The organism is Vibrio qingdaonensis, from assembly GCF_026191675.1.
GTDB classification, from domain to species: Bacteria; Pseudomonadota; Gammaproteobacteria; order Enterobacterales; family Vibrionaceae; genus Vibrio; species Vibrio qingdaonensis.
In genome coordinates this window covers 1-12930 of the sequence record NZ_JAKRRY010000027.1, presented here as the reverse complement: position 1 = coordinate 12930, position 12930 = coordinate 1, and the positions used below count along the sequence as shown (strand labels likewise).

At 43.6% G+C, this 12930-nt stretch carries 11 protein-coding genes and 1 other annotated feature; of the genes, 6 read left to right on the top strand and 5 right to left on the bottom strand.

Going from position 1 to position 12930, the window contains the following annotated elements:
- Positions 1-44: 44 nt before the first annotated feature.
- Positions 45-1988 carry a transglycosylase SLT domain-containing protein gene (locus MD535_RS17810; protein ID WP_265676387.1) on the top strand — a complete coding sequence of 648 codons (1944 nt, stop codon included), beginning with the start codon at positions 45-47 and terminating at the stop codon, positions 1986-1988.
- A gap of 71 nt (positions 1989-2059) precedes the next feature.
- Entirely contained in the window at positions 2060-2347 is a 288-nt protein-coding gene (trpR, locus tag MD535_RS17805; protein ID WP_250617546.1) for a trp operon repressor, read from the top strand.
- A gap of 28 nt (positions 2348-2375) precedes the next feature.
- Here trpR and yjjX read toward each other — a convergent pair whose 3' ends face one another.
- The gene (gene yjjX, locus MD535_RS17800; RefSeq protein WP_265676381.1) at positions 2376-2909 is read right to left on the bottom strand and encodes an inosine/xanthosine triphosphatase; all 534 of its coding nucleotides are present in this window, start codon (positions 2907-2909) and stop codon (positions 2376-2378) included.
- Between the two features lie 185 nt (positions 2910-3094).
- Between yjjX and MD535_RS17795 the strand changes: the two genes are divergently transcribed.
- Positions 3095-3754: an OmpA family protein gene (locus tag MD535_RS17795; protein ID WP_265676379.1), complete on the top strand. Its 660-nt coding sequence runs from the start codon at positions 3095-3097 to the stop codon at positions 3752-3754.
- 59 nt (positions 3755-3813) lie between these two features.
- Here MD535_RS17795 and pheA read toward each other — a convergent pair whose 3' ends face one another.
- The 4 genes from pheA to bamD all read right to left on the bottom strand — a co-directional run bounded on the left by pheA (position 3814) and on the right by bamD (position 8180).
- Positions 3814-4995, bottom strand: coding sequence for a prephenate dehydratase (pheA, locus tag MD535_RS17790; RefSeq protein ID WP_265676378.1), 1182 nt, complete (start codon positions 4993-4995; stop codon positions 3814-3816).
- 11 nt (positions 4996-5006) lie between these two features.
- Positions 5007-5129: a sequence feature (Phe leader region), on the bottom strand.
- Between the two features lie 106 nt (positions 5130-5235).
- A complete protein-coding gene (gene hpf, locus MD535_RS17785) occupies positions 5236-5574 on the bottom strand; it encodes a ribosome hibernation-promoting factor, HPF/YfiA family (RefSeq protein WP_250617550.1) in 339 nt (112 codons plus the stop codon).
- A 304-nt stretch (positions 5575-5878) separates the two neighbouring features.
- A complete protein-coding gene (locus tag MD535_RS17780) occupies positions 5879-7321 on the bottom strand; it encodes an MltF family protein (protein WP_390902955.1) in 1443 nt (480 codons plus the stop codon).
- 133 nt (positions 7322-7454) lie between these two features.
- Positions 7455-8180: an outer membrane protein assembly factor BamD gene (bamD, locus tag MD535_RS17775; RefSeq protein ID WP_265676377.1), complete on the bottom strand. Its 726-nt coding sequence runs from the start codon at positions 8178-8180 to the stop codon at positions 7455-7457.
- A gap of 132 nt (positions 8181-8312) precedes the next feature.
- On the opposite strand from bamD, the gene rluD reads away from it, so the two are divergent.
- The 3 genes from rluD (at position 8313) to clpB (ending at position 12709) form a co-directional block, all read left to right on the top strand.
- Positions 8313-9290 carry a 23S rRNA pseudouridine(1911/1915/1917) synthase RluD gene (gene rluD / locus MD535_RS17770; protein WP_265676376.1) on the top strand — a complete coding sequence of 326 codons (978 nt, stop codon included), beginning with the start codon at positions 8313-8315 and terminating at the stop codon, positions 9288-9290.
- Entirely contained in the window at positions 9290-10018 is a 729-nt protein-coding gene (gene pgeF / locus MD535_RS17765; RefSeq protein WP_265676375.1) for a peptidoglycan editing factor PgeF, read from the top strand. Before rluD ends, pgeF begins: the two co-directional genes overlap by 1 nt.
- Positions 10019-10135: 117 nt before the next feature.
- Positions 10136-12709, top strand: coding sequence for an ATP-dependent chaperone ClpB (clpB, locus tag MD535_RS17760; protein WP_265676374.1), 2574 nt, complete (start codon positions 10136-10138; stop codon positions 12707-12709).
- Positions 12710-12930 lie beyond the last annotated feature (221 nt).

Here is a 12930-nt window from a genome sequence, read left to right as displayed (position 1 = left end):
TTTGTAGTGGTCGGGTTACCAGCACTTCAAAGGGATAAGGTTAGATGAATAAACAAGGAAATCGTTGCTTGCTATGGACAGCGCTGTTGTCGTGTCTATTAGGGACAAGCCTGGCTCAGGCACAAGGTGAGGACAAATCACGGCTTAAGCAGCGAGAGGTCTACGATAAAGCGCAAGCGCTAATAGATAAAAATGACATCGCTGGCTATCAAGCATTGCGGCCACTAATTGCTGATTATCCATTAACACCCTATATCGATAATCGAGTGTTTTCGTTACAGTTGAAGGATAAGTCGGTCGCTCAGGTCAATACATTTATCGAGAGTAATCAGTCGTTTCCATTTTCTTACCGTATTCGAGCCCCTTACCTGGACAGATTAGCTCAGCAGAAGCGTTGGCGTGAACTACTTGAGTTTCAAACTACGTATCCAAATGGCGAGCGATACCAGTGTCTTTATCATGTTGCTCAGCTAAAGACGGGTAATAAGGAAGCGGCGTACAAAGGCGCGGAGAAGCTGTGGAAGAGTGGTGAGAGTGTCTCTGATGCGTGTGATCCTCTATTTTCAGCATGGAATAAAGCGGGCTTTCGAGCCGATGAACATATCATTGAACGCATGACGTATGCCTACCAGTCACGTAATGGTTCGCTGATCAAATATCTCAATAAACAGCTTAAAACGAGTACTGGAAAATCACAGGGTAAGCAAGTCGCCTCTTTATTTGCCTCTCCTAAAACGGTGACATCGTTCATTAATGAGTCCTTCCCCGCGCCATATAAAGCGCGATTGATTGAAGCCGCCTTTCGTAAACTCGCTCGCTCTGATAGTGAGCAAGCCTATTCTTTATGGCCAAGCCTTGAGTCGAACAGCAACATGTCTGCGGATTCAAAGCAATCTATGGCGGAATATTTGGCGATGCGTTTCATTAATACTGAGTCGCCATCGGAAGCGAAATGGCGTGATTCAGTGCTAGTGAAAAGTGTCAATGACACCAATATCGAACGACGAGCGCGTCTTGCGATTCAGGAGGTAGATTGGCAAGGGCTCTCGGCTTGGATAGCAAGGTTGTCTGAGGCGAAAAAGCAGAGCAGCCGCTGGCAGTATTGGTTGGCGCGTACAGAAATTGCGTTAGGGAACCCATCGGGCGGTGAGCAACGCTTGCAGAGCTTGGTTGGCGATCGGAATTTTTATAGTGCAGCGGCAGCGATCTATTTGCAGCACTCCATCGTGTATCCAATTTCTCAAGTTGTCATCGATATGGAGACGCTTGCGCCATATAAAACAAGCTTGATTCGTATTGGAGAATTAATTGATAGGGATAAGATTGCTGCCGCAAAATCCGAATGGCGCTACTTGCTGTCCCGTGTCTCTAAAGAAGAAAAAACAATGCTGGCAGCTTATGCTGGGCAGCAACGCTGGCATCATTTTACGGTAGTGGCAACGATTTCAGCAAAAATGTGGGATACCATGAACTTACGTTTTCCACTCGCCCATCGCTGGTGGTTTGATTTCTATGCGAAAGAGCTCAATATGGACAGCGTTATGCTGATGTCTTTAGCAAGACAAGAAAGCGCAATGGATGTAGAAGCCCGTTCTCCCGTAGGGGCTCGCGGGGTGATGCAAATCATGCCAGCAACGGCAAAATACACCGCTAAGAAACATAAGATTCCTTATAAAAATAGCCAAGAGCTCTATCGCGTGGGGAAAAATATTCAGATTGGTTCTCACTACTTAAATGAACTATTAGGCAATTATGAGGATAATCGTATCTTTGCTTTTGCCGCTTATAATGCCGGACCAAACCGAGTAAAACGTTGGCGTCAGCGCTCGGATGAACAACTTGATGTGTTTGCCTTTATTGAAACCATTCCATTTAAGGAAACTCGTGGTTATGTCCAAAATATCCTGATGTTTCAAACCTATTATCGAGATCGGCTCGGTGTTAGCGGGGATTTTTTAACGCCGGATGAACTGAATCGTCGATACTAGACGACTAGGCTACCAATGTTTAGGTGCTTAAGGGTAGAATACTCACTGGAACGTTTCTGATGGAAAAGTGAATGGAACCTCAATACCAAGACTGGCAACAAGTGCTGGATTTGATTCAACGAACCGATGGTCCAGAGCAACAGGCGGCATTAATGACCATGCTCCTGACTCCCGACGAAAGAGAAGCTGTGACCGCGAGGGTAAACATTTTATGTGAGCTACTCAAAGGTGAGTTGTCTCAGCGACAGATCAGTCAAATGCTTGGAGTAGGCGTCGCCACAATTACACGTGGCTCCGCTGAAGTAAAACGCTTAAGCGACGCCAAAAAAGTGTCACTGAGCGATTTACTGCTCAAATAGTGAAGCGAAACGTCGTTTCCTGAGGTACTTATCCTCCTGAAGTACTTGGGAAGTGGTTTGGATTCATGAAGGGGATCAGGGCAAGAATAAGAGCTTGGTGATAAACGGAACTGCGAGTTAATTGATGATTGGTGAGCAAGGCAATTGCCCCGCCTTTCTGTTTGATATTTTTTGTTCCAAACGTTGAATCCATGACATCTCCCAACTCAATATCTGGCGCAAGCTGTGCGATTACACTTGGTGGTAGCATTAAGCTTGCGCTTCGTGATTTTCCTACCTTGCCATTTGATTCGATGACCATCCATGCAAAAGTAGAGTCAGCATCTAATCCTGCTTCAATCCCAACATAAAAATGTCCATCTTCTACCGCATGGCGGGCATTGCTTACTCGATTGCATGCCCCTAATAGTGTCTCCTCGTTATTCATAGGCTGTTCGGAGACGTTACTAGGGACACGAATACCTTGAAAATTGAAAGCTAAGCCTGGAAAAGCAGCGTCGAAAGCACTTTTTACCGCATTGATTTTTGCTGGATTGAGTGACGCGATGACGACTTTTTTCATGATATTGAATTCCATTTTTCTAGTTAACAAACTCAATTCTAACGTAAATTTTCCTTGTTTATGTCATTAATTTATTCCAGCGGGGTTACCTTAAAAGTGAACTCGAAGAGGTTCATTAAAGGAAAATAATAATATATAGTACGTCGTTCTATTTGTTGCGAACGTAATGACAAGAGATAATGGAAATGAAAATTAAAAAAGTAGTGGTAGTGGCTGGTTTAGTAACTTTAGTTGGGTGTCAGGCTACGCAGCGACAAAATGCAACAACAGGAGAATACGAAACAAATTCCGCAACAAAAGGTGCGGTGATCGGTGCTATAGCAGGTACTGCAGTAGGAATTGCCTCTGGTGGCGACAGTCGAGGTATTTTGCTCGGAGCTGCAAGTGGTGCTGCTATTGGGGGTGGTGCGGGGTACTACTTTGACCAACAAGAAAAAGCTTTAAGGCAAGAACTGCTTAACTCCGGCGTTCAAGTCGAGCGAACAGGCGATAACCAACTGATACTTAGGTTGGAAAATGGAATCGGCTTCAATAGCAACTCTTATGCATTGAATAACAGCATAAACAGTACATTAAAAGGTGTTGCTCGAGTGTTAGTCGAATATCCAGATACCAGTCTTGTTATCGATGGGTTTACCGATAGCTCGGGCAATGCACAGTACAATCAAGAGCTCTCAGAGAAGCGAGCTGAGCAAGTGCGCTCGTTTTTGGTTAGCCAAAATGTAGCAGCAGGCCGAGCGGTTGCTCGAGGTAATGGTGAGCGATTCCCAATTTGCTCTAATTCTACTTCTGAAGGGCGAAAGTGTAACCGCCGCGTAGAGATAAAAATCATGCCGTTGAGTTAATATAACGCGATGATAATAAATATAAACAAAGCCCCAGTGTGATGACTGGGGCTTTGTTTTTATGCGTTTAAATCGGGAATGACAGGTTTCACGTTGTCGATGGGGTAACAACCTAACACTTTTAGATACTTAGTGATTTTGATTAGCTCTTGAGTGGCAAGTTGCATCGATTCTGAGTCTTTATGCGCTTCAACATCCACATAAAACATCTCCTCCCACGGGTTACCCATAATAGGGCGAGATTCCAGCTTCGTCATATTAATGTCGTAGCGTTGCAGCACGAGCAATGTTTCCACTAATGAGCCGGCTTCTTGCGAGGTCGACATAATGAAGGTCGTTTTTGCTGGGATCTGCGTAGAAACTTCGACAGGCTTTCTTGCAACAATAATGAAACGGGTATGATTCTCTGTTTGGTTGGCAATATCACTTTGAATGGATTGTAGACCATAAAGCTTACCACTGGATGCATGCCCAATGGCTGCAACGTCATCACGAGCTAATTCTTGTACTTTCTGCATCGCATCGGCGGTACTTGCACATGATTCGAGAACAACGCCAGAAAGTCGGCTTAAGAATTCACTGCATTGCTGGTGCGGCTGAGGGTGTGAGTAGAGTGTTTTGATTTTCTCTAGTTGTATATCTTTAGTCGCCACCAAACAGTGGTCGATAGGTTGAGTCAGCTCGCCAACAATATGCAATGTCGTGTGTTGAAGTAAATCAAACACTTCGTTGATAGAGCCTGAACTGGTATTTTCAATGGGTAGCACGCCGTAATCAGCATGACCTGATTCTACGGTTTTTATGACTTCTTTAAACTGATCGCAGTTTAGCTCTATCAGTTCGGTATTTTTACGAGAAAAGAACTCTCGGCTTGCTAAGTGAGAGTATGACCCTTTTGAACCAAGGAATGCAACGCGAGCAAGTGGCTTCCGGCTTTGTTGCGGGTTGGCTAAGTTCTGTAAGTAGTTTTGCTGTAATAAAACGGAATCTTCAATGATAGTGTGAAAAATCTTAGTAATATAAGGCGCATCGAGTTGGTATTTGTCTTTACCGTTATTGATGAGTTTGACGAGCAGTTGTTGCTCTCTAGAGGCATCTCGTACTGGCTTCGATGTTTCTACCTTACTCTTGGCCACCTCTATACTGAACCTGCGGCGTTCAGAGAGAAGTTGCAGTAATTGGTCGTCTAGTTCATTAAGACGTAGTCGAATCTCATCAAGAGAATATTTAGTATCGGTCATCGAATTATCCTTATAAAAAAGCCTCCCTTTTGGGGAGGCTTTCCGTTCGTTTTTGACTTTTCTTTCGTAAACGACGATGCCCCCAAGTTTATTGGAGGAAAAAGAAGTCAAAAAGGAACGGAGGTGTGTATAACATTTCAAATTACTTTTTATTGAACCCAACCACACAATAGGGAAGCAGGCATAGACCGTCAAGCAAAAAAATAGCGCCCTTAGGCGCTATAGAAAGAATTGTGGTCGTTATTCGACTTCAGCTTCAATCTCTTCTTCGAATTCAAGTTTTTCCGAACGACGTGCTTCAGGCTTATGTCTTAATTTATTCAGTTGTCGTTCTAGCTTCTGTTCAACTTCATTGACTGCTGTGTAGAGATCTTCATGAGAAGCGGAAGCGACAAGTTTGCCTTTGGGTACCGTTATCGCAGCTTCAAATTTCATTTGTTTGTTCGGCTCTTCACTGAAAGCGGTTTGGCAACTAATGATATCAACTTGCCACTTCTCAAGTTTTTTAAACTTACTTTCAATGTGTTCACGGATTGCAGAGGTTATCTCAATATTTTTGCCAGTAATGTTTACTCTCATATGCGTTTCCTCTGTGACATCCCTTATGGGTTAACTCCAGATTACTCATTCAATAGTAAAAAAATGTGATGTAGATCACTAAAGTGACAGGGCATTATTCAATGAGAATTAAATGTGATCTATCGCAAAAAATCGAATGGAATCGTGTTAAAAAGGCTTCCCTTTATTCGAAAATTCATTAAATTTGAAAGAGTAATACGCTAAAAATCCACTGTTTTTGGGGCATTGTTACGACCTGAAAATCCCGCCGCACAAAAAGTGCACGACACGAAAGTGTGATTTAAGTCACGCACTCTCCCCCTTTTCAGTCATTCAGCATCTTATAAAACGAAATATCACTATTTTTAGCTTGTTGTTCTTGCCGGATCTCTTTTAACGACTCAAGTTGCTTGTAGATAACGAAGTAACGGTTGATATTCATCACATAGGTGACAGGCTCTGAACTGATGTTACGCCTTGCCATTAACTCAACGTTACCAAACCACTTGTTTGCATCGTAGCCATGCTTTGTTGCAAGACGTCTCATTTTTGAAATATTGCCAGGCCCTGCGTTGTAGGCGGCAAGCGACAAATAGACTTTGTCGTCCTCACTGATGGCATCATCATTAAAATAGCGATCGCGAATAAATCTTAGGTACTTCACCCCTGCATGAACGTTGTTATCGATTTTGTTGATATTCTTGATGTTAACGTTTCTATCTCTCGCCGTACTCGGGAGGACTTGCATGATGCCGACGGCACCTTTTGGGGAGACTTTGCTTTGGTCGAGTTTTGATTCTTGAAAAGCTTGCGCCGCAATCATGAGAAAATCGAATTCATATTTGTCTGCGTATTTCTTAAATAGGTCAGTCATGCCGTTTAACCGCTCAAGCGACTTAGGATCGAGCGCTCTTGCAAACCATGAGGTGTTGTCTAAATATTTGTTATAGATAACATTACCAAGCAAGGTGCCTCCTTTTGCTGTTTTGATATAAGCATTCACCTGTTTGGCGAGTTGCGGTGACTCTTTTCTCATTGCCCAAGCTATTTTACCGTTACTTCGCAATGGCATGTCGGTATGTATATTTAAATCCTTGAACGTTTTACGCCAAAATTCGGCTTTATGACTATCTAGAATCGTCGCTCCAATATAGCCCTGCTTTATCATTTCAATGAGCTCATAGTCTTGCAGTGTTTCTTCTAAATATTGAACAAAAACAGGCGGCAGGTTGTTGTCGGTTAATTTTTTGTTGAGTGTTTGAAGACTTTCAAAATAGCTTGAACTTGCCCTTACCCACACTTCTTTGCCGCTTAATGCCTCAATCGAGCTGAGATTAGGGTAGTCTTCAGAGGTAATAATCAATTCATTGATATCAGTAAGTATTGGGTTACTGAATTGAATGACATCTTCTCTACGGCTGGTAACGGTTAAGTTAGCTATGATGAGATCACCGTAACCTCGGATGAGTGAAGGAATGAGGTCGTCGCGAGGCACGGGAATAACTTGTACTTTTAAATGGCGATATTTCTTTTTGAGTTGTTTCTCGAAGTGATACAGCTGCTCTGCACCGATGCCTTTGGGTTGCCCTTTGTCGATATAGTAAAAGCCAAGATCAGCAGCGACAAGTACTCGCAACACGCCACGTTTAGTGAGGCTATCCAGATCGCCAGTATAGGGGTCGTTAGATAGGGGAGTGAGTTCCAGTGCAACTGATGGAAAGCTAGTGAAAGCCATCATCAAGCATAATATAAATGTTTTCACATACAATCCTTGTTACTACTGTGTTAAAGATAAATATATAAATGAAAACGATATTTTTCCAATTTATGACATAAAAAAACGCTGTCCAATGGACAGCGTTTTTTTATGTTTTTGTTTAAGCGTAGATTTGACTCAGTGTTTACTCGGGATTGAGTTCCATTAATGTTTCGGTGCGCTTAACTTGATCTTCCATTCCTAACTTTTCATAGGCTTTCTTTTGAATGGTGAGAGATTTTCTCGCGGCCTCTGTGTCTGGAAAGGTCTTTTGTATTTCTTGGCAGCGATTGATCGCTGCGATCCATGCTTCGCGACGCAGATAAAAATCAGCGGTAGCGAGGTCATAATTCGCTAAGCGGTTCTTTAGAGCCACTAGGCGTTTTTGTGAGTCTTCAGCGTAAGCACTATTTGGGTAGCGTTTTAGTAGGCGGTCGAAATCAGAAAAGGCAGCTTTAACTGGCTCAGGATCTCGATCTGAGCGATCGATCTTGAAAATATCATGCATAAAGTTTCGGTCTTGGGCCATGTGAGTTAAACCTCGCATGTACAGTACCCAGTCTGAACGATTATGTGTTGGATTTAATCGAGAAAATCGCTCTATGGTCGCTAAGCCCAAAGCTAAGTCATCATTTTTGTAGTAAGCATAAATGAGATCAAGCTGAACTTGTTCAGTATAAGCGCCAAAAGGGTAGCGAGAATCTAGCGCTTCCAAACGCTCAATAGCTGAAGTCCAATTACCACCTTGTAGTGATTCTTGTGCTTCTGAGTACAGTTGTGATGGTGGGACATCTGGAACGGTGACTTCTTTGTCAGCACAACCAAACAGCAAAGCTAGGGAAAGTAAGCTTGTCAGTTTAAGCAGTTTCATACTAAAACGAGATTCCTTGACGTAAATATTTGTCAGTCTCCATTACTTTTCACTCAAGTAACAGATACAATGTTGGGATACATTATCCACACTAGTGGTTACTTAGTCCCAAGGTTTTTTAAAAAGTTCGATATGGCTCAGCAGATTGAATTAACAAATACAATAAAAGACAGCCAGTTAGGTCAAAGATTAGACCAAGCTGTTGCTGAATTATTCACAGATTTTTCTCGCTCACGCTTAAAAGAGTGGTTACTTGAGGGAAAAATCTCCGTAGACGGAGAGGTTATCACCAAGCCGCGTACTCGTGTAATGGGCGGAGAATCGATCACAATTCAAGCTGAACTAGAAGATGAAGAGCGTTTCATTGCGCAAGACATTCCTCTAGACATCGTGTTTGAAGATGATGACATCATTGTGATCAATAAGCCAAGAGATTTCGTTGTTCACCCAGGAGCTGGTACTCCAGACGGCACGGTATTGAATGCACTATTGCATCATTTTCCGGCGATCGCTGAAGTTCCGCGAGCGGGTATTGTCCATCGCTTGGATAAAGATACAACGGGTCTTATGGTTGTCGCGAAAACGGTGCCAGCACAAACACGCTTAGTAAGAGCGCTACAAAAGCGTAATATTACCCGTGAATATGAAGCGATCGCGATCGGTAAAATGACGGCAGGTGGCATGGTCGATAAAGGCATTAGCCGTCATGCGACCAAGCGAGTGCTAATGGCAGTGAATGAACTGGGTAAACCCGCGGTCACTCACTACCGAGTTGCAGAGCACTTCCGAGAGCATACGAGACTTCGTCTACGCTTGGAAACTGGGCGTACTCACCAGATCCGTGTACACATGTCTTACTTGCAACATCCATTGTTAGGCGACACGGCTTATGGCGGTCGTGCCCGCATTCCTAGAGGAGCAAGTGAAGAGTTAACGACGATGATTCGTGCGTTTGATAGACAAGCACTACACGCTGTGATGTTGAGGTTTGCTCACCCAGTTTCTGGAGAGGAGATGGAGTTCCATGCGCCAATCCCTCAAGATATGGTCGTCATGACAGAAGCATTGAGACAAGATGCCAAGCTTAATAAGGAAGAGGACGACTACTAGTGTCCACGCTTCAACCAACTTGGGTCACTCATCCTTCCATCACTTCCGTGACGTCAACGCGAGAGGAAGGGGTTTCGAAAGCCCCTTTTGATGGATTGAATATCGGTACCCATGTTGGTGACTGTGCATCAGATGTGATGATGAACCGTCAAAAGCTAATGGAGAGGGCAAGTATGCCTTCTTCACCTATCTGGCTAAATCAAACCCATTCGACAACTGTCGCCATTATTACCTCCTCTACGAATGACGTGATTGACGCGGATGCGACTTTTACTCGCCAGCCTAATGTTGTGCTATCTGCAATGACAGCGGATTGTTTACCCATACTGCTTGCTTCCAAAGACGGAGATGAGATTGCTGCTGTTCATGCAGGATGGCGGGGGTTGGCTGATGGTATTGTTGAAAATGCGATAGATTGCTTCGCCGGAGATATTCAAGCTTGGATTGGTCCAGCGATTAGTCGTGATGCTTTTGAGGTCGGAGACGATGTCAAGAATGTGTTTTGTCGACTAGACACTAGATTTGAGCTTGCGTTTCAAGCGAAGCAAGAGCCGGGCAAGTGGCTAGCTGACCTTGCATTTATTGCCCAACTCAAATTAGAACGAGCAGGAGTGATGGATATTACGCAAAGTGGTTTATGCACGTATGCTGATCCTAAACGTTTCTTTTCCTATCGTCGTGATGGTCAAACGGGCCGAATGGCGAGCTTTGTTTGGATCAATCGCTGATTTTTATCTCTTAATCTTGAAAAATGCCTGCCGTGTAACCATCTTAATCTTGAAAAATGCCTGCCGTGTAACCATCTTAATTTCATATAACGTCGTATGTCATTTGAGGGGGTTGCTATGCGCCTTGACCGTTTTACTAGCAAATTCCAAACCGCTATTTCTGATGCTCAATCTCTCGCGCTAGGGAGAGATCACCAATATATCGAACCTGTTCACTTAATGGTTGCCTTGCTTAACCAAGAGGGCAGTTCAATTCGTCCCCTGCTAACCATGCTTAATGTAGACGTGGTTCAGTTACGTTCAAAATTAGCTGAGCTATTAGATAAGTTACCTAAAGTGACAGGCGTCGGCGGCGATGTTCAGTTGTCTAGTGCAATGGGACAACTCTTCAATCTGTGCGATAAGGTGACGCAAAAGCGTCAAGATACTTATATCTCATCAGAAATATTCTTGTTGGCTGCCATTGATGATAAAGGGCCCTTAGGGCAATTATTGAAACAAATCGGCCTATCTGAAGCGAAAATTAATCAAGCTATTGAACAAATTAGAGGCGGTCAGAAAGTTGATGACCCTAATGCAGAAGAAAAGCGACAAGCATTAGAAAAGTTCACTATTGATCTGACTGAGCGAGCTGAACAGGGCAAGCTTGATCCCGTTATTGGTCGTGATGATGAAATTCGTCGTACGATTCAAGTCTTACAGCGCCGAACTAAGAATAATCCCGTGATTATTGGTGAACCTGGTGTGGGGAAGACGGCCATTGTCGAGGGACTTGCCCAACGCATTATTAATAATGAAGTACCAGAAGGGTTACGAGGGCGCCGCGTGCTTTCTCTTGATATGGGATCGCTTATCGCGGGTGCCAAGTACCGTGGAGAATTTGAAGAGCGTTTGAAGTCGGTACTGAATGAGCTTGCCAAAGAAGAAGGCAATATTATTCTGTTCATTGATGAACTGCATACCATGGTTGGTGCAGGTAAAGGTGAAGGGGCGATGGATGCAGGGAATATGTTAAAACCTGCACTTGCCCGAGGTGACTTACACTGTGTAGGGGCAACGACATTAGATGAGTATCGTAAATATATTGAGAAAGATGCTGCGCTAGAGCGTCGCTTTCAAAAAGTTATCGTTGATGAACCTTCTGTTGAAGATACCGTTGCGATCTTACGTGGTTTGAAAGAAAGATATGAACTACATCATCACGTAGAGATTACGGACCCGGCAATTGTTGCGGCGGCGAGTCTATCACACCGCTATATTACCGATAGACAATTACCAGATAAAGCGATTGACCTGATCGATGAAGCTGCATCGAGCATTCGATTACAAATAGATTCAAAGCCGGAATCTTTAGATAAATTAGAACGCAGAATTATTCAGCTGAAAATTGAACAGCAAGCCCTTAAGAATGAACAGGATGAGGCGAGTGAAAAGCGTTTAGTCATTCTTAATAGTGAATTAGTAACGAAAGAGCGTGAATACGCTGAACTTGATGAAGTCTGGAATGCTGAGAAGGCAGCCTTATCGGGTACGCAGCATATAAAAACAGAATTAGAACAAGCTCGAATGGATATGGACGTTGCCCGTCGTGCTGGTGACTTAAATAGAATGTCCGAACTTCAGTATGGGCGTATTCCTGAGCTGGAAAAGCAACTTGACTTAGCGACCCAAGCTGAAATGCAAGAAATGAGTCTATTGCGAAATAAAGTGACTGACGCTGAGATAGCTGAAGTACTGTCCAAACAGACTGGGATCCCAGTTTCCAAAATGTTGGAAGCAGAGAAGGATAAGCTATTGCGGATGGAAGAAGTGCTGCATAAGCGAGTCATAGGGCAGGCAGAAGCGGTTGAGGTTGTCTCAGATGCTATCCGACGCAGCCGAGCGGGTCTATCTGATCCTAACAAACCAATAGGTTCATTCCTTTTTCTTGGTCCAACAGGCGTAGGTAAAACTGAACTTTGTAAAACACTGGCGAACTTTATGTTTGATAGTGAAGATGCAATGGTGAGAATCGATATGTCTGAGTTTATGGAAAAACATTCTGTTGCTCGTTTGGTCGGCGCACCTCCAGGTTATGTTGGTTATGAAGAAGGAGGTTATCTGACGGAGGCTGTTCGTAGAAAACCTTATTCGGTAATCTTGCTTGATGAGGTAGAGAAAGCACACCCAGATGTGTTTAATATATTACTTCAGGTATTAGATGATGGTCGTTTGACTGATGGACAGGGGCGTACGGTCGATTTTCGTAACACCGTCGTGATTATGACTTCGAACCTTGGTTCCTCTCGAATACAAGAAAACTTTGCTGTCCTGGATTATGAAGGGATCAAAAGAGAGGTTATGGAAGTCGTGACATCACACTTCAAACCCGAATTTTTAAATCGAGTAGATGAGAGTGTTGTATTCCATCCGTTGGGAGCGAAGCATATTGAATCTATCGCAGCAATACAATTACAGCGTCTAGCGCAGAGAATGGAAGACAGTGGCTATCAGCTTTCAGTTTCAAAACAAGCGCTCGAGTTTATTGCTAAGGTTGGTTTTGACCCCGTATATGGGGCGAGACCATTAAAAAGGGCGATACAGCAAAGTGTTGAGAACCCACTGGCTAAAGAAATTCTTGCCGGAAAGCTCGACCCATCGAAGCCAGTGAGGCTGGTCGTGAGTAATGATAATGTCATTGCTAGTCAATAACTCACTCTAAATCGTCAAAAAGGGAGCTTTAGCTCCCTTTTTGTATTTTAAATAGACGACTTGGTGGAATTGTGTGCGAACGAGCGCTAATGTGCATTTTTGCTTAATTTAGTACTTGCCAAGACGGAATCCTTCCCTATAATGCGACCCCACTGAGACGGGAAAGGTTCAACAAAAACCAATAACGAATCAGAAGGCTATCAAGCTCAATGAGCTTAGCG